The sequence below is a fragment of the Flavobacterium johnsoniae genome (assembly GCF_030388325.1).
In the GTDB taxonomy this organism is placed as follows: domain Bacteria; phylum Bacteroidota; class Bacteroidia; order Flavobacteriales; family Flavobacteriaceae; genus Flavobacterium; species Flavobacterium johnsoniae_C.
This window is the reverse complement of sequence record NZ_CP103794.1, coordinates 867,634-887,270: the sequence shown is the minus strand read 5'-3', so window position 1 is coordinate 887,270 and position 19,637 is coordinate 867,634. Positions and strand designations below refer to the sequence as shown.

Sequence of the window (19,637 nt, the reverse complement as noted above, 5' to 3'; positions counted from 1 at the left end):
GTTATAAAAAATACAATAGTTATAAAAAACAAGCTATGTTACAAATTGCATTTATTAGAGAAAATCAAGAGAAAGTAATCAAAGCTTTAGCAAAACGAAATATCGAGGCTAAAAGCGTTGTGGAAGAGGTGGTTCAATTAGACGAAAATCGTCGTGCTGCACAAGTAGAATTAGACAATACTTTATCAGAATCTAATAAATTGTCCAAAGATATTGGTGAATTGATGAAATCTGGAGAGAAAGCTAAAGCAGCAATCTTAAAAGAAAAAACAGTTTCACTAAAAGAGAAAAGTAAAGAACTTAGCGAAAAAGCAGAAGCTTTGGCTGTTGAGTTAACCAATAAACTATACACTTTACCAAACCTTCCGGCAGATATTGTTCCTGAAGGAAAAACGCCAGACGATAACTTGAATGTTTTCCAAGAAGGAGATATTCCTACTTTACACGAAGGCGCGCAGCCGCATTGGGAATTGGTAAAGAAATACGATATTATCGATTTTGAATTGGGTGTAAAAATCACTGGAGCAGGATTTCCTGTTTATAAAGGAAAAGGGGCTCGTTTACAGCGCGCTTTAATAAATTACTTTTTAGACAAAAATACCGCTGCAGGATATAATGAAGTTCAGGTTCCTCATTTGGTAAACGAAGCTTCAGGTTTTGGAACAGGACAATTACCAGACAAAGAAGGACAAATGTATCATTCTACAATTGATGATTTATATTTGATTCCAACGGCTGAGGTTCCAGTTACAAATTTATTCCGCGATGTAATTTTAAACGAAAGCGAATTACCAGTTTTGCATACAGCGTATACGCCATGTTTCCGTCGCGAAGCAGGTTCTTACGGAGCACACGTTCGCGGATTAAACCGTTTGCACCAATTTGATAAAGTAGAAATCGTTCGTGTTGAACATCCTGATAATTCTTATGCAGCGCTTGACGGAATGGTTGAGCATGTAAAAGAGATTTTAAAAGAATTAAAACTTCCTTACAGAGTTTTACGTCTTTGCGGAGGTGATATGGGATTCACATCTGCTTTAACGTATGATTTTGAAGTGTTTTCAACCGCGCAAGATCGTTGGTTAGAAATTAGTTCTGTTTCTAACTTTGAAACTTTCCAGGCAAACCGCTTGAAATTACGTTTTAAAGATAAAGACGGAAAAAATCAGCTGGCGCATACACTTAACGGAAGTTCATTAGCACTTCCTCGTGTTTTAGCCGGAATTATTGAAAATTACCAAACTCCAGAAGGAATCGTGATACCAGAAGTTTTACGTCCTTACTGTGGATTTGATATTATAAACTAGTTTTTTAGTTTTCAGTCGCAGTTTTCGGTCTCAGTTAAATACTAGACTGAAAACTGCGACTGCGACTGAAAACTAAAAACTCACACCAATGAAAAACGGAATATTAAATTGGAACGTAGATCCTGTTATTTTCTGGATCACAGATACTTTTCCGTTAAAATATTACGGAGCTCTTTTTGCCTGTGGACTTCTTTTAGGCTTTTATATTGTTAGAAATATTTATAAAAAAGAAAATCTTTCGTTAGACAATCTCGACAGTCTACTTATTTATGTTATTGTCGGAACCGTTTTAGGCGCCAGACTTGGACATTGTTTCTTTTACGAACCCGATTATTTCTTTAAACATCCGATAGAAATTCTTTTACCGATTCAGAAAATCAAAGGCGCTTACGAATTTGTTGGTTATCAAGGTTTGGCAAGTCACGGAGGTTCAATAGGAGTAATCACGGCGATGATTTTATATTGCCGAAGATATAAAGTACAATTCTTAGGACTTTTGGATAAAATGTCGGTTGCAGTTCCTGTAACGGGTGCTTTTATCAGAATGGGAAATTTTATGAATTCTGAAATCTACGGAAAACCAACCAATGGAAATTGGGGTGTAGTTTTTCAAAGAGATGATTTAATTCCTAGACATCCGACGCAATTATATGAAGCGTTTGCTTATTTATTGATTTTCGGAATTCTGTTTTATATGTACAAATCAGAAAAAATTAGAAAGGCACAAGGTTTAATCTTTGGAACTTTCTTAACTTTATTATTCGCAGCTCGTTTTATAATCGAATTTTTTAAAGAAAATCAAGAAGCTTTCGAGAATGATATGCTGATTAATATGGGACAGATTTTAAGTATTCCGTTTATATTAATTGGTTTAGGATTGATTTTTTGGAAAAGTAAAAACGTTACAGTTGACAGTGACAGTTTACAGTAACTGAAAAAAAGTCACAGTTGACAGTGACAGTTTACAGTTCTAATAAGACTGAAAAACTGAGACTGAGACTGAAAACTAAAAATATGAGAAACATATTAATATATATCGTTTTATTATATTCTGGTTTTGCATTTGCGCAAAACGAGCAGTTGGCGCAATATTATTATGATAAAGGAGATTTTGAAAAAGCGAAAATCAGTTATGAAGAGCTTTTAAAAAATGCACCTTCCAACACACAATATTTTTTAAGAACAGTCGATTGTTATCAGCAATTACAGCAGTTTGCAAATGCTGAAAAAGCAATTCAAGAACGTCTGAATCGCTACAAACAAGGCGTTTTTTTGGTCGAATTAGGATATAATTTTCAATTGCAGAAAAACGATTCGAAAGCCAAAAGCTATTACGATCAGGCAATCGAAAAGATAAAAATAAGTCCAAACGATGTTTACGGAATTGCCAATTCTTTCGAGAAAAAAGTATTGTTAGAATATGCTTTAAAAGCCTATCAGACTGCAATGCAGATTCAGCCGACTTTTAATTTCAATTTTCAAATCGGTATGCTTTACGGTCAACTAGGAAAAACCGATTTGATGATCGATTTATTGCTGACAGAATCTTTCGCAAATCCGCAAAATTCTAATTTGATTCAGACACAATTGTCTCGATTCATGAATGGCGAAACCGATAACACGGCTTTTAAAGATGCGATGCGAAAATCATTAATTCTTAAAACGCAAAAAGATCAAGACGTTTTCTGGAATCATTATTTGAGCTGGTTTTATGTACAGCAGAAAGAATTCGGAAAAGCCTTCATTCAAGAAAAAGCCATTTACAAACGTGAACCAGAATCGTTGTTAAGCATTGTCAATCTGAGTCAGTTTGCAATGAACGAAGAGGATGATGAAACGGCTACAGAAATTCTGAATTTCATTCTTCAAAACACAAAAGATTTAGATTTATTGATTCAATCGAATGCGAATTTGATGCAGATTAAAATCAAAAAAGCAGATGAAAAAGAATATCCTGCGATTGATCAAGAATTAAAGCAATTGCTTACTACTTATGAAATAAGTCCTTTTACCTTATCTTTGCAACTTATTCAAGCCCATTTTTTGGCTTTTAATTTGAAAAAGACAGAAGAAGGAAAAGCAGTTGTCAAAAAAGCTTTAGAATTAAATTTAAACGAATATCAAAAAGCCGACGCTAAAATGGAATTGGCTGATATTTTGCTTTTAGAAGAAAAATACAATCAAGCGTTGATTTATTATTCGCAAATTCAATTGGATTTAAAGAATGATGTAATGGCGCACGAAGCGAGTTTGAAAGCAGCAAAAACAAGTTATTACAAAGGCGATTTTGAATGGGCGAATAAACAATTCAAAGAATTAAAAGCCGCCAACACGCAATTAATCGCCAACGATGCACTGGAATATTTTCTTTTAATTAATGATAATACAGCTGCAGATTCGACTCAAGTGGCGCTGAAACAATTTGCAAAAGGCGATTTTTTGATTTATCAAAATAAAAAACAAGAAGCTATTGCTCAGTTTCAGAATATTTTAAAAACCTTTAAAGGTCAAGAAATAGAAGCGGTAACGTTATTGCGTTTAGGAAAAGTTTACGAAAGTCAGAAAGATTTTGCTTCGGCTTTAAGCCAATATCAGCAGATTATTGATAATCACGGCGACGGAATTTATGTAGACGAAGCGCTGTTTTTCTCAGCAGAAATCTATAACGACGAACTAAAAGATGTAGAAAAGGCAAAGTCTTTATATGAAAAGGTAATTTTTAATCATCAAGACAGCATTTACTTTGTAGATGCCAGAAAAAAATACCGCGAGTTAAGAGGGGATAAGAATCTATAATTCAGACTTCAGACTTTAGATTTTAGATTTCAACAAGAATCTAAAATCTAAAGTCTGAAATCTAAAATCAAAAGAAATGATCATTTACAACGTTACCACAAACATACACGAAAGCGTTCACGACCAATGGTTAAAATGGATGCAGGAAAAACACATACCAGAAATTTTAGCAACTCAGAAGTTTTCTTCTGCAAGAATCGTAAAAGTTTTGGTTGAAGAAGAAATGGGAGGAATCACTTATTCAACACAATATGTGACAGATAGCAAAGAAACTTTGGATAAATTTTATATCGAAGATGAACCAGAATTTCACAGAGAAGCTTTAGGTTTATTTGCAGATAAAATGCTTTCTTTTAGAACAGAGTTAGAAGTTATTTCTGAGCATTGATTTTTTAGTTTTCAGTCGCAGTCACAGTTTTCAGTTTCATAACTGAGAGAAAAAAAATAAAACTTTGTGTCTTTGTGACTTTGTGGCAAAAAAAGTTAAAGAAGCTTAGTGCCTTTAATGCAAAAAGAATACTTTTGCAGCCTCGTGGCAAACAAGAAATGAAATGGAAAAAGTAAAAGCCAAAAAACATTTAGGACAGCACTTTCTTAAAGACGAAAGCATTGCAAAAGCAATTGCTGATACTTTAAGTCTAAAAGGGTACGATGAGGTTTTAGAAATAGGGCCAGGAATGGGTGTGCTTACTAAATATTTACTTGATAAACCCATTATTACTCGAGTAATCGAGATTGATACAGAGTCTGTTGCGTATTTGGATGCCAATTATCCAAAATTAAAAGACAAAATTATTTCAGAAGACTTCCTGAAATACAATATAAATCAAGTTTACGAAAATAAGCAGTTCGCTATTATTGGTAACTTTCCTTATAATATCTCTTCTCAAATTGTTTTTAGAACATTAGAATTTAGAGATCAGATTCCGGAATTTTCTGGAATGTTTCAAAAGGAAGTTGCAGAACGAATCTGCGAGAAAAAAGGATCAAAAACATACGGAATTTTGTCTGTCCTAGCACAGGCTTTCTATGATACTGAGTATTTGTTTACTGTAGACGAAAATGTTTTTATTCCTCCGCCCAAGGTGAAATCGGGTGTGATGAAAATGACCCGAAAGGAAGATTATAGTCTTCCTTGTGGTGAAAAGTTATTTTTTACGGTTGTAAAAACGGCTTTTCAGCAAAGACGAAAAACATTACGTAACAGTTTGAAAACATTAAATTTATCAGACAATTTGCGAGAAGACACTATCTTTGATAAACGTCCCGAGCAGTTAAGTGTCGATGAATTTATTGAACTAACTCAAAAAATAGAAGCCGATGGAGTTCAAAGTTAGTAAAGAATTTATACATCAGTTAGAAGATCTAATCAATAAGAAAAACGACAACGAACTTGAAGTTTTACTTAATGATCTGCACCATGCCGATATTGCCGAAATCTTAGACGAATTAGATTTTGACGAGGCAACTTATATCTTTAAGGTTTTAGATAGTGATAAAACAGCCGAAATTCTTCTGGAATTAGAAGAAGATCTGCGTGAAAATATCTTAAGCCGACTTTCGCCAAAAGAAATTGCAGAAGAGCTTGATGAGCTTGAAACTAACGATGCTGCCGACATTATCGCTGAACTTTCGCAAGAAATAAAAGCGGAAGTAATCTCAGAAATATTAGACGTTGAACACGCCAAAGACATTGTTGATCTTTTGCGTTACGACGAAAATACGGCTGGTGGTTTGATGGGAAAAGAACTTGTAAAAGTGAATGAAAACTGGAATGTTTTGACCTGCGTTAAAGAAATGAGAATTCAGGCAGAAAACGTTTCTAGAGTACATTCTATTTACGTGGTTGATGATGAAAATCGCTTAAAAGGAAGACTTTCTCTTAAAGATTTACTGACTTCTTCAACCAAAACTCAAATTGGGGAAGTTTATATCCGAAAATTAAATTTTGTAAATGTTGATACGGAAGATGTTGAAGTTGCTCGTATCATGCAAAAGTATGACTTAGAGGCAATTCCAGTTGTTGACGAATTAGGTCGTTTGGTTGGAAGAATTACAATTGACGACATCGTAGACGTAATTAAAGAAGAAGCAGACAAAGATTACCAGTTAGCGGCAGGTATTACGCAAGACGTAGAATCAAATGACAGCGTTTACGAACTAACAAAAGCACGCTTGCCTTGGCTTTTAATCGGAATGGTAATCGAAATTGTTGCATCTTTTGTTTTAAAAGGTAACGAAGCGACGTTTCAAAAATATTCTACTTTAATCATTTTTGTGCCTTTACTTTCTGCTACAGCAGGAAATATCGGTGTTCAGGCTTCGGCAATTGTTGTGCAAGGTTTAGCAAACGGAACGCTAAAAGACTTTAGTCGTGGATATTTTACAAAAGAGATTACCGTTTCTATGATTTCGGGAAGTATCATTTCATTGCTTTTATTGTGCTATCATTCAATAATGTACCAACAGTATTTAGTCGGATTTGCTATTTCAATTTCGATGATTGTTGTGATTCTTTTTGCTGCAACTTTAGGAACGTTGGTGCCGCTTTTCCTTAACAAAAATAAAATTGATCCTGCAATCGCAACGGGTCCGTTTATTACAACAACCAATGACGTATTCGGAATCATGTTATACTTCGGAGTAGCAAATTTGATTCTCGGATTCTAGATTTTTGCCACAAATTAGCCTTTTGGAGTGATTAAAAATCTCTAAAATCTGCGTAATTTGCAGGCGAAAAATGCTGTTTACCAACCAGAAATAAATTAAAGCCAAACCAAAATGAAAGTACACATTATTGGAGGAGGAAACCTTGGGGTTTCTATTGCCTTGGGAATTGCTAAATTCTCGAAAAACAACCAAGTTACTGTCACAAGAAGAAATACAGGAAGTATTCAATATTTAACGGAATATGGAATCACTGTTTCTAACGATAATAAACACAATATTCAAGAAGCTGATGTTGTAATTTTAACCATAAAACCATATCAGGTTGATACGGTTTTGGCTGAGATCCTGCCAGTTATTCAAAACAAAACAATTGCTTCAGCTGTAAGCGGATTGTCTTTGGAGGTGCTTCAAACCAAAACAAATTTTGAATATCCAGTTGTTCGCATTATGCCAAATATTGCGGCGCAGTTTGGAGAATCGGCGACTTGTATTTCTTTCCCTGAAAAATACAAAGAAAACGCATCACCAATTGTTGACTTATTCCAAGATTTAGGAACAGCTCCTGTAATCGACGAAAAATTAATGGATGCAGCAACTGTTTTAGGAGCGTGCGGAACAGCGTATGCGTTGCGTTATATTCGCGCGTCTATGCAAGCAGGAATCGAAATTGGTTTCGATTCTAATACTGCACTTGCAATTGCGGCTCAAACTGTAAAAGGAGCTGCTAAAATGCTTTTAGAAGAGCGTGTGCATCCAGAACAATTAATTGATCGTGTAACAACGCCACAAGGCTGTACAATTGTCGGTTTAAATGAAATGGAGCACAATGGTTTTAGTTCTTCTTTAATTAAAGGAATTAAGACTTCTTTGAAGCAAATCAAAGGTTAAGAATAGTTTTTAATATTATATATAAATTCCAAATTTCAATTTTTGTTGAGGTTTGGAATTTTTTATTTTAATTGAATTTGCACATTAAGTTTGTCATTCCGAGGAACGAGGAATCTTCGCGAGTAGCTCCGTAAAGTCAATCGCCGATCTTTGTCGAGTTTCTAACGAAGATTCCTCGTCCCTCGGAATGACAAATAATATGTGAAATTACTTTCTAATCAGCTGAATATACTTCAATCCACATTCCGAAATCTTTGTATATGAATTCATTGAATTGCCATAATTCTGAATCGTCAAAGTATCTTTTACGTATAATGCATCAATTCCAATTGGGATTTCTAATTCTTTTTCAGGAATAGAATCATTTTCATTACTAATATCTCCTTCATATTCATCCCATTGAATTCCTTCTAAAGTAATATACTTTTCACCCGAACTATTTTTAGAATATGTCGCTTTTCCTTTTAAAGTGCGGAGATTGGTTTTAAAAGTATATTGATAATCATCTTTAATTTTTGAAATAATTACAGACAGATCGCAGCCTTCAGTTTTATAAGTTCCTTCAATTTCATCTTTTGAATTTTTTTCCAAAGTAATAATTTCATTTTTTGAATTTTCAGCGACGGAAATTGTTTCTGCTTTTTGATTACACGCGGTTAAAATCAGATAAAAGAAAGATAGAAATATTAGTGTTTTTTTCATATTTCAAGTAAATCGTTGTGCTTTTTGTTCAAAACATATTTAAGAAAAATAAACCCAAAAAGTCCGGCCAAGAAAGAAGCAATAAGAATAGCAATTTTCGAAAAAACAATGATTTCTGGATTTTTGAAAGCTAAAACGGTTATGAAAATCGACATTGTAAAACCGATTCCACCCAACATTCCTGCGCCTAAAATATGAGCCCATTTTAAGTTTTTGGGTAAAATGCATAAGCCAGAAGTTACACCGACAGAAGAGAAAAGGAGTATTCCAAGCGGTTTTCCAACGACAAGTCCGAGGATAATTCCGTAAGTATTAGAATGATTTAAACCTTCGTGCCAATTAGATTCGATTGTAAGTGCTGTATTTGCAATTGCAAACAACGGTAAAATGAAAAAAGCAACGGGCTGATGTAAAAAGTGCTGTAATCTATATGATGAAGTTTTTTCGCCGCCGTCTCCAAACGGAATAACAAAAGCCAGAATTACACCAGTTATTGTGGCGTGAACGCCAGAATTAAGCATAAAATACCACATAATAACGCCGCCAATCAGATACGGAATGAGATTGTGAATTTTCATTCGATTTAAAACAAATAGAATAATCCAGATTCCAAGCGCAATTCCGAGATTAAGAAACGAAATAGAAGTTGTATAAAAAACGGCAATTACAATAATAGCGCCTAAATCGTCAATAACTGCCAAAGCGGTTAAAAATACTTTTAGAGAAGCAGGAACTCGATTTCCTAAAAGTGATAAAATACCGATTGCAAAAGCAATATCTGTCGCCATCGGAATTCCCGCTCCGTTTTGAGTTGTAGTTCCATAATTTAAAACCAAAAAGATTGCCGCAGGAACCAGCATTCCGCCAAAAGCCGCCATTATAGGCAATGATGCATTTTTGAAATTAGATAATTCTCCGTGATAAATTTCGCGTTCCAATTCTAATCCGATTAGAAGGAAAAAAATCGTCATTAATCCGTCGTTAATCCAATCTGTTATTGTGTGCCCTGCAATTTCTTTTTCCCAAAATGCCACATATGGAACCTGAAAAGAAGAATTGGCAAGGAAAAGCGATAGAAGTGTTACGGCAAGCAAGATAATTCCTCCCGATTTTTCGTTTTCAAAAAAGGCTTTAAAGGTCTTGGTTAATTTCATTTGAAAAAATTCTGAAGATTTAGAGAATGGATTTATTTAATCCGAATACTTTCAAAGTTAAAAAAAAATCCGACCAATAAAAACTTTGCCTCTTTGCGACTTTGCGAGATTAAATTAAACGTATTTTTGTGTTTGTAAAAAATTGAAAAATAATGAGCATAAAAATTCTTCATATCGACAGCAATAATCCTATTTTATGGAATCAATTGGAAGAAGCTGGTTTCGAAAATCACGCCGATTTTAAATCTTCTAAAGAAGAAATTGAGGGAAAAATTCAAGATTATAACGGAATCGTAATTCGCAGCCGTTTCAAGATCGATAAGACTTTTTTAGATAAAGCAACAAAGTTGCAATTTATTGCGAGAGTTGGCGCAGGTTTGGAAAGTATTGATTGTGAGTGTGCTTCTTCGAAAGGAATTCATCTAATTGCTGCTCCAGAAGGTAATCGCAACGCTGTTGCAGAACATTCGCTTGGCGTAATTTTGTCTTTGTTTAATAATCTAAACCAAGCTGATGCTGAAGTAAAATCAGGTCAATGGAATCGAGAAAGCAATCGCGGCCATGAATTAGATTTAAAAACAGTCGGAATTATCGGTTATGGAAATATGGGAAAAGCTTTTGCTAAAAAACTGAGAGGTTTTGATACAGAAGTTCTTTGCTATGATATTTTGGATAATGTTGGAGACGAAAACGCCAAACAAGTTTCGTTAGAAGAATTACGCGAAAAAACAGATGTTTTAAGTCTTCACCTTCCTTGGACACCAGAAACGGATAAAATGGTTAACAAAAGCTTTATAAATGCGTTTAAAAAACCGTTTTGGATCATCAATACTTCGCGAGGTAAAAACATAGTTACAGCAGATTTGGTTGAAGCTATGAAAGAGAAAAAAGTGCTTGGTGCAGGTTTGGATGTTTTGGAGTATGAGAAACTTTCTTTTGAAACCCTTTTTCAAGACAAAAATACGCCAGAAGCATTTCAATATTTACTAGAATCTAAAAATGTTTTGCTAACGCCACACATTGCTGGGTGGACTTTTGAAAGCCATGAAAGATTGGCGCAAGTCATTGTCGATAAAATAAAAGCAATTTACAAGATCGAATAATCTGCAATTATTTTTTGATTATTTTCTTACGAATCTATAGCGTTAAATTAGCTTTATTTGTTAATTTTTAATAATATTGTTTAGGCAATTAAAATATTATAAGTGTTTTAAGTTCTGATTTGTAAAACTATATTATTAACGATAAAGGGAATAAAAATGGAGAATACAAGAAGAGAAGACTGGAATAATCCTCGATATGACCAGCAAGAAAATAAAAAAGTAATAGCAGGAATTTTAGCGATTGTCTTAGGTTCTTTGGGAATTCATAAATTCTATCTGGGATATACCAAAGAAGGTTTAATTCAGCTAGTTTTAGGATTTTGCGGAATTGGCGGCGTAATAGGAATTATTGAAGGCATTCTGTATCTCTTAAAAACTGACGAAGAGTTTTATCAGACTTATCAAGTTGGTTATAAAGGCTGGTTCTAAATCAAACAGTGTAATATAAAAAAATCCCATTCAGAAATGAGTGGGTTTTTTTATGCTTAAAAATGTCTTTTTCTGATATAATAAAAACTTTTAGTAGCTACAGACGGTTTTCAAAGTAAGTAATCTTGCATTCTGTTAAAAAGAAGAGATGGAGTAACTGAAAAGCCGTAAGAGTAGGGAATTTAAAAGATTTTATTATGTTAGAAATGTACAAAAAAGTAGTTTTAAATAACTATGCAAATTTTAAAGGTAGAGCAAGAAGAAAAGAATATTGGATGTTTTTCTTGGTGAATGTTATTATTAGTGTTGTTCTAAATAATGTTTTGGGATTAATTTCGCCAAGTTTAGCAATTATTGGAAGCATCTATAGCTTGGCGGTTTTAGTTCCTTCAATTGCTGTTGGAGTTAGAAGGCTTCATGATATTGGTAAAGAATGGTGGTTCTTACTTATTCCAATTTATAATATTGTATTGTTAGCTACTGAAGGAGAAAAAGGTTCTAACCAATACGGAGCAGATCCAAAAAATGAATTTGAAGAAATGAGTGAGATTGGAAAAGATCTAAACTAGTTTTAAATAAAAAAATTAATTAAAAACTCCTGCTTTAATAGAATGTAGGAGTTTTTTTGTTTTATAATTATCTCACCTTTAGCGCAAACATCGAAAAGTTTAAGATTAACGAAAAGTTAAATATAAATTGTCTTCACGAGCGGGACGCTCGCTCTAGCATAGATGTCTAATATCTTTCAAACAAAAATCCCATTTACTTATATTTTTAAGCAAATGGGATTTTCTGTTTTTATATCAAAGTAAAAACTTAATCTTCTTTCTCAGATAATTTACGTTCCAATTCAATCTGAAATTCTTCAATAACAGGTTTCATTGTACTTTCTGGAATATCTGCAATTCTAATGTACATTAAACCATCAATCGCATTGTTGAATAATGGATCAACGTTGAAAGCTACAACTCTTGCGTTTTGTTTGATGTATTTTTTAATTAAAACTGGTAAACGTAAATTTCCTGGTTCTAATTCGTCAATGATTTTATCAAACTTATTCAAGTCAGATTCTGCTTCGTCGAAAATGAAGTCTTTATCTGCGTCTTTCAGTTTTACTTTGTACGCTTTTTTCGGGTGAATATATTGCGCAATATACGGATCGTAATAATTCGATTTCATAAACTCAATCATCAAAGATTTAGAGAAATCTGAAAACTGATTACTGATACTTACACCTCCAACCAAATATTTGTGTTCAGGATGACGCAAAGTAGTATGAATAATACCTTTCCATAATAAGAACAAAGGCATTGGTTTTTGCTGATATTCTTTCACGATAAAAGCACGACCCATTTCGATAGATTTATGCATCATATCATGAAGTTCGGGCTCAAATCTAAAAAGATCAGTTAGATAAAAACCTTCAATTCCGTATTTTGGATAGATTTCAGAACCTAATCCCATACGGTAAGCTCCAGCGATTTTTTTGGTTTCATCATCCCATAAAAACATATGGTGATAGTATTGATCGTATTCGTCTAAGTCGATAGATTCATTTGTTCCTTCGCCAACTTCACGGAAAGTAATTTCGCGAAGACGACCAATTTCATGTAAAATGTTCGGAATCTGCTTCGCGCTTGCAAAGAAAACCTCGTAGTTTTTACTTTGTAAAAATCTAGAATCACTGTCTCTCAAAGCCTGAACTTCATCAATCAATTTTGACTCGCTTGCAGGCGTAACTATTTTTTTAGGCGCTTTTGTTATCTTAAGGCTTGCTGTATCAATAAGTTTGGTGTCTTTCTCAAACGGATTGGCAAGCATATAAGTTTTCTTTCTCAAGAATTCAGAGTATTCTTCAAAAGATTCGATCTCATTTTGCTCAGATACAGAAATTGGTTTTCCGATACGAACTTTAATCACACGATCTTTCTGCGTTAAAAGTTCAGAAGGAAGTTTTGCGGTTCTTAAAGTGTCATCAATTTTAGAAAGCCAATAGAATAATTTACTGTTTTTGGCATGAAAATAAATCGGAACAACCGGAACTTTGGCTTTTCTAATCAATTTAATTGCGCCTTCTTCCCAAGGTTTGTCTACTACTAATTTTCCGTCTTTATAAGTAGAAACTTCTCCCGCAGGAAAAATTCCCAAAGGTTTTCCGTCGCTTAAATGGCGTAAAGTTTCTTTAATTCCGATTACGCTAGATTTTGCATCTTTATGATTTTCAAAAGGATTAACCGGCATAATGTATTTTTTCATTGGAACAATTCTGTGTAACAAGAAGTTCGCAATGATTTTGAAATTTGGCTCTCTTTCGAGCATCAATTTCAATAATAAAATTCCATCAATTCCACCAAGCGGATGATTAGAAATAGTAATATAGGCGCCATCTTTCGGCAAACGTTTCAAGTCCTCTTCAGGGATTTCGAATTTGATTTCCATCTCGTCCAAAATTCCGTTCAAAAACGCAAGGTCTTCCAAATGTTTATTACGATCGTAAATTTTATTAAGGGTTGAGATCTTAAGAACCTTCATAAGAATCCAGCCAGAAAACGTACCGAAAACTCCGTACTTTTCAACATTTATTGCCTTTGCAACTTCTTTCGCGGTAACTAAACCCATGTAGTACTTTTAATTTATTAGAACAGCGAACAAAGATAACAAAAAAGTCTACTTTTCATTGTTTCCAAGATAAACTTTGCACTTTTTTATTACATTTGAAATCCTAAAAAAATCACTGATGAAAATTATTTCTTATAATGTAAACGGAATTAGAGCCGCAATAAACAAAGGTTTTATCGAATGGCTGAAACAAGCAAGTCCTGATGTAATATGTCTTCAGGAAATAAAAGCAACTCAAGATCAAATTCCAGTTGATGATATAACAGTAGCGGGTTATCCGTTTCAGTATTACTATCCTGCGACTAAAAAAGGATACAGTGGAGTAGCGATTCTTTCGAAAACAAAACCCAATAATATCGTTTTTGGAACAGGAATTCATCATATGGATTTTGAAGGAAGAAATCTTCGCGCCGATTTTGATGATGTTTCTGTTATGAGTTTATATCTTCCGTCTGGAACAAATATTGAAAGATTAGATCATAAATTTATGTTTATGGATGACTTCCAGAAATATATAGACGAATTAAAAGTCACGATTCCGAATCTTATTATTTGCGGTGATTATAATATTTGTCACGAAGCGATTGATATTCATGATCCTGTGCGCAATAAAACCGTTTCTGGATTTCTTCCTGCAGAACGCGCTTGGTTGGATGCTTTTATGAAATCAGGATTTATTGATAGTTTCCGTCATTTTAATAAAGAACCGCATAATTATTCGTGGTGGAGTTACCGCGCAGGAGCAAGAGGAAATAACAAAGGTTGGCGTATCGATTATAATTTAGTGAGCGACTCATTAGAAAACAGATTAAAAAGAGCTGTTATACTACCAGATGCTATGCATTCGGATCATTGTCCGGTTTTAGTCGAAATTGACTAATTTTTGGTATTGTTCTTGCTGAAAGAATTTAAGTTTTAAAATTTATATGGAATTTTAATATTTAAAAATTATTAAACGCCCAGAAATAAACCAATTAAAGAAGATGATTAAAAAAGCCTCCATCGGATTGCTAGTATTAGCTTTTTCCGCAACGTCATGTGTTTCTAAGAAAATTTATAATGACTTAGAAACAAAATACTCTGATTTGAAAAAAGAAAATCGTTCTATTACAGATGAAAACGATAATTTGAAGAAAGCAAAAAATCAGTTAGAACTTGATCGCGATAAATTAACAAAAGATCTTGCAAGTACAAAAGATGATTTAGCAAAGCAAAAAGCTGATCTTGCTGCCGAGCAGAAAAAATTTAAAGTATTGCAAGATTCATATAATGCATTGGAGAAAAACAGCAACGATGCATTAGAAAAAAATATGGCTAAAAACCGTGAATTATTGGCACAGTTAGAAGCAAAAGGTAAAGCTCTTGCAGACGAACAAGCTCGTTTAGATAAAACAGCAAATCGTTTGAAAGAATTGGAAGATATGATTGCCGCTAAAGAAGAAGCAATGCGTAAACTGAAAGAAACTTTATCTAAAGCTTTAACTGGTTTTGAAGGTAAAGGTTTAACGGTTGAGCACAAAAACGGAAAAGTATATGTTTCTATGGAAAACAAATTGCTTTTCAACTCAGGAAGCTGGGCTGTTGGAACTGAAGGAAAAAGAGCAGTCGTAGAACTTGGGAAAGTTTTAGGAGATAATCCTGATCTTTCGGTTCTTATTGAAGGTCACACAGATGACGATCCGTATGCTGGTTCTGGGCCAATTGCAAACAATTGGGATTTGTCAACTAAAAGAGCAACGGCAATCGTAGCTATTTTAAGTGAAAACCCAAAAATCAACAAACAAAAACTTACAGCAGCTGGAAGAAGCGAGTTTTCTCCTTTAGCAAGCAATGCAACGCCAGAAGGAAAAGCTAAAAATCGTAGAATCGAAATCATCTTGACACCAAGGTTAGATGAGATTGCGGAGATGTTGAATAGCATAAACTAAGGGACAAAGGTTCTGAGGTGCAAAGGCTCAAAGGTTTTTACTTTGAGCCTTTTTTAATTTTTGGAATTTGGGATTTTTATATTGGAATTTAAAATTTTGTAACTTTGATTTTTATAAATAAAGAATTATGGGACTTCCGGAATTAAAAGATAAAATAAGAAATCAGCTTGATTTGGCAGATGAAAGAGTATTGCGAATTGTGGCATCGGTTTTTGATAATTATTTGAATGAAGTTGTTTCGTATGATGCAAAGGGAAATCCATTGACATTAATAGAATATCATAATAAAGTTGAAGAAGGACTAGATGATATTAAATACAATCGAATAACTTCAAAAGAAGATTTACAAAAAGAAATGGAAGGTTGGGACAATGAGTAAATTGGAAGTTTTTTGGAGTGAGAGCGCTAAACTGGATTTGAAAGATATTTATTTGTATTTAAAACAACTTTATTCTAAAGAAACCCTTAAAGATTAGAAAAGAATTATTCGATTGTACAGATGTAATTGTTTTTCCTGAGCAATTTCAACTGGATGAATATAGACTCGATTGTCGAAGAATTATTGTTGGAAATTATAAAGTTTTATATCAAATTAGAGAAAGTTCTATTTTGATTGTTAGAATTTTTAATACATTTCAAAATCCATTAAAAAGTTTGAAATAAATTTAGGAACAAAGGTCCTAAGATGCAAAGGCTCAAAGTTTTTACTTTGAGCCTTTTTTGTTCTTGCAAGATTTTCAAAACCTTGTACTTTTTTTAACCTTTCTCACTTTCCGATTTGAAAAATCACTTTGTACCTTTGAGCCTTTGCAACTTTGAACCTTTAAAGAAAAAATGAAATACACAACATTACCCAATACCGATATAAAAGTTAGTAAAATATGCCTTGGTACAATGACTTTCGGGCAGCAAAATTCAGAAGCAGAAGGACACGAACAAATGGATTATGCTCTTGAAAGAGGCGTAAATTTCTTTGATACTGCAGAAATGTACTCAGTTCCAGCAAGTGAAGCAACTTACGGAAGCACAGAAAAAATTATCGGAACTTGGTTTAAGAAATCTGGAAATAGAGATAAAGTTATTTTGGCTTCTAAAATTGCTGGACCGAATCCGAATTTTGGATACATGCGCGAGAAACTAGATTTTTCTCCTGCAAGTATCAAATATGCAGTTGAAAACAGTTTAAAAAGACTTCAAACCGATTATATCGACTTGTATCAAATGCATTGGCCAGAAAGAAAAACCAATAATTTTGGACAGCGTGCTTTTCACGGACATGATGACGTTTGGGAAGATAATTTCAGAGAAATATTAGAAACTTTCGACGGATTAATTAAAGAAGGGAAAATCAAACACATTGGGGTTTCTAATGAAAATGCATGGGGAATGATGCGTCTTTTGGAAGAAAGCAAATATCAAAATCTTCCAAGAATCAAAACTGTTCAGAATCCGTATTCTTTATTGAACCGTTTGTTTGAAGTAAATTCTGCTGAAGTTTCAAAATATGAAAATGTTGGTTTGCTAGGATATTCGCCTTTAGCATTCGGAGTTTTAACTGGAAAATTCTTGACGGGAGAGCCTCATCCAAAAGCGAGAGTTAATCTTTTTCCGCAATACAAACGTTACAATAGCGATCAATGTACAGAAGCGACAAAATTGTATCTAGAAATCGCTAAAAAACATGGTTTAACGTTAACTGAACTGGCAATGGGATTTGTATTGCAGCAACCATTTTTGACAAGTGCAATTATTGGCGCAACGACTTTAGAACAATTAAAAGAAAACATAGATACAATTGATGTTGTTCTTTCTAAACAAATCTTAGCAGAAATTGATGCGGTTCAGGCTATAATTCCTGATCCTGCTCCTTAAATTATATTTAACCGCGAAGAGCGCAAAGATTTACGCAAAGTTCGCAATGTTTTGATCAACAAAATAATAGAGAAGCACGCTAAGATTTTCCTTTTAAAAGGTAAAAAAATCTTAGCGTGCTTTGCGTAAATCTTAGCGAACCTTGCGGTTAAACTTCTCTTAATTACAAATCAAACTCATCATCAACAGCCAAAGAATCTGCTTTGATAGCCGTTGAATCCGGAACTTTGATTTTTATTAGAGATCGCGCATTTCCAGAAATGTAAACGGGTAATATGCCAGTTGTATCTTCAGGAATTAAAAGTCCTCTTCTAAACATTAAATTCTTCAAGAATTTTTGATTTTTAAGAGCGTAATCTTTCAAATTTCCTTGATCATTAAACTGATACATGAATTTTCTAGGCTTCGGAATAATCGTTGCCAAATACAAACATTCATCAACATTTAAATCGGCTGGATTTTTCTGGAAGTAAAAATGACTCGCTTCTCCAATTCCGTAAACGTTTGGTCCCCATTCTATAATGTTGAAATAAACTTCCAGCATTCTTTCTTTGCTTACAATTCGGTTGTTTTCTAAGATGTAAACCAATAGAATTTCTTCCAGCTTTCGCGAAAGCGTTTTTTCACGAGTTAAAAAGACATTCTTAATCAACTGCATGCTAATTGTACTTGCGCCGCGAGAGAATTTTTTGGTTCGAATGTTTTTCAGAATCGATTGTTTGAAAGCTTCATTTATAAATCCGCGATGTGAGAAGAATGATGGATCTTCTGTCGTTAAAACACATTTTCTTAAATATGGAGAAATCTGATCTAAAGGCGTATAATTCGGATTTGCATTTCCAACCAAAACAGGTCTTTGCAAAACGTTTTGAATAATTGCGCGATAAACAAATTCGCCGTTTAGTTTATTTAAATCGGCTTCACCATATTTGGTGATTTTTAAGTCTTCTTTGTTTAATTTGCTATCAAAAACAAGCGTATTGGGTTTGTTTTTGTTGAATTTGAAATCCAGTTTGTAATCGAAATTTCCAGTCGCCTGCATGCCTTGAAAATGCGTAAATAGTCCGTCGGGTAGCGAAACAATGAAATCTTGGGCTTTCATTTTCGGAATATCAACTTTCAAAGTATAAACCGTATCTTTTTCAGTATCGTAAGAAATATAAGGACGAACTTTAATTTTGTTCAGTTGCATTGTAGAAGTGCTGTCAATCGAAATAAAATTATCTCCAAGTAAAAAGCGATAATCAAAACGGGCATTTTTTATAACAACATCTTTACTTGCAATTTTTGGATGATTGATTTTAAGATTAGCAATCGAAGTAAAACCGTCAATATGCAATTCACTGCCGCTTTTATCAATGTTTTGAACATTTAAACGAATAGAATCAAAGCTTGCTTTTAAGTTGTAACGCTGATCCAGATAAGGAACGCGAATAGCACCAGTATCTAAATTAAAAAATCGAATATCTGCTTTTTGATTTCTCGGATCTGCAAAACCTTTGATATTCCAACGCTGATCAAAATCTTTTGCCTGAACATGAAGATTGGTTTCTAGCTGTTTATTGTTTAAAACCAATTTGTTTACGTCGATAGAAGTTAGTTTCCCGTTGTCATCGATTTTGAATTTGAAGTTTTTCAAATCCATATCGGTTGGAACTAAATTCAATACTTTCGAAATGATTCGGTAAGCAAACGAAGCGTATTTACGTTTTTCGTTAGAACTGGATTCTTCTCTGTCTTTCTTTAAGAAAGCATCAAAATTTCGCTTTTTTCCTTTTTTAACTAACTGAATGTAGCCATTGTCAACTTTTAGAGTTCCAATTTGAACATCTCCAATCAATAAATTGCTTAAACTAATGCTGGTTTCAACGTTTTTTATCTTGACAAGTGTATCAGCATTTATTGGCGCCAAAACGACATCGGTTAAATGTATGGTAGATAAACCGTCAAAAGAAGCCGATTCTACAGAGAAATTACTGTTGTATTCAACAGCCATTTTGTGAGTTACTTTTGCAATTGCCTGTTTTAAAAGCGAATCACGAAAATAATAAAGTGCAACTAAAATTAAAACCAGTACTATTCCTAGTATTTTTAGTGCTTTGTATATTTTTTGTTTAGGAAAATTCATAAAGTTAATTTCTTAAAAAGAGAAACTGTCTGTAAAGTTTT

19 protein-coding genes are annotated in these 19,637 nt (G+C 33.6%); 15 read left to right on the top strand and 4 right to left on the bottom strand.

Features of this window, described 5'->3' with window-relative positions; translation table 11 throughout:
- Positions 1–35 precede the first annotated feature (35 nt).
- From serS to proC, 7 genes are all read left to right on the top strand, one after another.
- Entirely contained in the window at positions 36–1,307 is a 1,272-nt protein-coding gene (serS, locus tag NYQ10_RS03975; RefSeq protein ID WP_289878990.1) for a serine--tRNA ligase, read from the top strand.
- An 88-nt stretch (positions 1,308–1,395) separates the two neighbouring features.
- The gene (lgt, locus tag NYQ10_RS03970) at positions 1,396–2,238 is read left to right on the top strand and encodes a prolipoprotein diacylglyceryl transferase (RefSeq protein WP_289878989.1); all 843 of its coding nucleotides are present in this window, start codon (positions 1,396–1,398) and stop codon (positions 2,236–2,238) included.
- An 83-nt stretch (positions 2,239–2,321) separates the two neighbouring features.
- A complete protein-coding gene (locus NYQ10_RS03965) occupies positions 2,322–4,103 on the top strand; it encodes a tetratricopeptide repeat protein (protein ID WP_289878988.1) in 1,782 nt (593 codons plus the stop codon).
- Between the two features lie 76 nt (positions 4,104–4,179).
- Positions 4,180–4,491 (top strand): DUF4286 family protein, encoded by a 312-nt coding sequence (locus tag NYQ10_RS03960; RefSeq protein WP_289878987.1) that lies wholly within the window; start codon positions 4,180–4,182, stop codon positions 4,489–4,491.
- A 163-nt stretch (positions 4,492–4,654) separates the two neighbouring features.
- On the top strand, positions 4,655–5,440 hold the full coding sequence (rsmA, locus tag NYQ10_RS03955) for a 16S rRNA (adenine(1518)-N(6)/adenine(1519)-N(6))-dimethyltransferase RsmA (RefSeq protein ID WP_276171709.1): 786 nt from the start codon (positions 4,655–4,657) through the stop codon (positions 5,438–5,440).
- Positions 5,424–6,773, top strand: a complete 1,350-nt coding sequence (gene mgtE, locus NYQ10_RS03950; RefSeq protein ID WP_289878986.1) for a magnesium transporter — start codon at positions 5,424–5,426, stop codon at positions 6,771–6,773. The genes rsmA and mgtE overlap by 17 nt, the downstream gene beginning before the upstream one ends.
- A gap of 111 nt (positions 6,774–6,884) precedes the next feature.
- A complete protein-coding gene (gene proC, locus NYQ10_RS03945; RefSeq protein ID WP_276171711.1) occupies positions 6,885–7,661 on the top strand; it encodes a pyrroline-5-carboxylate reductase in 777 nt (258 codons plus the stop codon).
- Between the two features lie 207 nt (positions 7,662–7,868).
- Here the strand turns inward: proC and NYQ10_RS03940 are convergent, their stop codons facing one another.
- Together NYQ10_RS03940 and nhaA are read right to left on the bottom strand one after the other, a co-directional pair.
- Positions 7,869–8,363 carry a hypothetical protein gene (locus NYQ10_RS03940; RefSeq protein WP_289878985.1) on the bottom strand — a complete coding sequence of 165 codons (495 nt, stop codon included), beginning with the start codon at positions 8,361–8,363 and terminating at the stop codon, positions 7,869–7,871.
- Positions 8,360–9,517 (bottom strand): Na+/H+ antiporter NhaA, encoded by a 1,158-nt coding sequence (gene nhaA / locus NYQ10_RS03935; RefSeq protein ID WP_289878984.1) that lies wholly within the window; start codon positions 9,515–9,517, stop codon positions 8,360–8,362. Before nhaA ends, NYQ10_RS03940 begins: the two co-directional genes overlap by 4 nt.
- A gap of 152 nt (positions 9,518–9,669) precedes the next feature.
- Here nhaA and NYQ10_RS03930 point away from each other — a divergent pair, with 152 nt between their 5' ends.
- The 3 genes from NYQ10_RS03930 to NYQ10_RS03920 all read left to right on the top strand — a co-directional run bounded on the left by NYQ10_RS03930 (position 9,670) and on the right by NYQ10_RS03920 (position 11,618).
- A complete protein-coding gene (locus NYQ10_RS03930; RefSeq protein WP_289878983.1) occupies positions 9,670–10,620 on the top strand; it encodes a 2-hydroxyacid dehydrogenase in 951 nt (316 codons plus the stop codon).
- Between the two features lie 156 nt (positions 10,621–10,776).
- Positions 10,777–11,049 (top strand): TM2 domain-containing protein, encoded by a 273-nt coding sequence (locus tag NYQ10_RS03925; RefSeq protein WP_289878982.1) that lies wholly within the window; start codon positions 10,777–10,779, stop codon positions 11,047–11,049.
- A gap of 197 nt (positions 11,050–11,246) precedes the next feature.
- Positions 11,247–11,618: a DUF805 domain-containing protein gene (locus tag NYQ10_RS03920; protein WP_289878981.1), complete on the top strand. Its 372-nt coding sequence runs from the start codon at positions 11,247–11,249 to the stop codon at positions 11,616–11,618.
- A 247-nt stretch (positions 11,619–11,865) separates the two neighbouring features.
- Here the strand turns inward: NYQ10_RS03920 and NYQ10_RS03915 are convergent, their stop codons facing one another.
- A complete protein-coding gene (locus NYQ10_RS03915; RefSeq protein ID WP_289878980.1) occupies positions 11,866–13,668 on the bottom strand; it encodes a lysophospholipid acyltransferase family protein in 1,803 nt (600 codons plus the stop codon).
- Between the two features lie 118 nt (positions 13,669–13,786).
- On the opposite strand from NYQ10_RS03915, the gene NYQ10_RS03910 reads away from it, so the two are divergent.
- The 5 genes from NYQ10_RS03910 (at position 13,787) to NYQ10_RS03895 (ending at position 17,468) form a co-directional block, all read left to right on the top strand.
- Positions 13,787–14,548, top strand: coding sequence for an exodeoxyribonuclease III (locus tag NYQ10_RS03910; RefSeq protein WP_289878979.1), 762 nt, complete (start codon positions 13,787–13,789; stop codon positions 14,546–14,548).
- A 103-nt stretch (positions 14,549–14,651) separates the two neighbouring features.
- Positions 14,652–15,596 (top strand): OmpA family protein, encoded by a 945-nt coding sequence (locus NYQ10_RS03905; protein WP_276171720.1) that lies wholly within the window; start codon positions 14,652–14,654, stop codon positions 15,594–15,596.
- 127 nt (positions 15,597–15,723) lie between these two features.
- Positions 15,724–15,975, top strand: coding sequence for a hypothetical protein (locus tag NYQ10_RS03900; protein WP_289878978.1), 252 nt, complete (start codon positions 15,724–15,726; stop codon positions 15,973–15,975).
- A 71-nt stretch (positions 15,976–16,046) separates the two neighbouring features.
- A complete protein-coding gene (locus NYQ10_RS22520; protein WP_354669351.1) occupies positions 16,047–16,259 on the top strand; it encodes a type II toxin-antitoxin system RelE/ParE family toxin in 213 nt (70 codons plus the stop codon).
- A 171-nt stretch (positions 16,260–16,430) separates the two neighbouring features.
- A complete protein-coding gene (locus NYQ10_RS03895) occupies positions 16,431–17,468 on the top strand; it encodes an aldo/keto reductase (protein WP_289878977.1) in 1,038 nt (345 codons plus the stop codon).
- A gap of 163 nt (positions 17,469–17,631) precedes the next feature.
- On the opposite strand, the gene NYQ10_RS03890 is transcribed toward NYQ10_RS03895, so the two are convergent.
- The gene (locus tag NYQ10_RS03890; RefSeq protein WP_289878976.1) at positions 17,632–19,596 is read right to left on the bottom strand and encodes a transglycosylase domain-containing protein; all 1,965 of its coding nucleotides are present in this window, start codon (positions 19,594–19,596) and stop codon (positions 17,632–17,634) included.
- Positions 19,597–19,637: the final 41 nt, after the last annotated feature.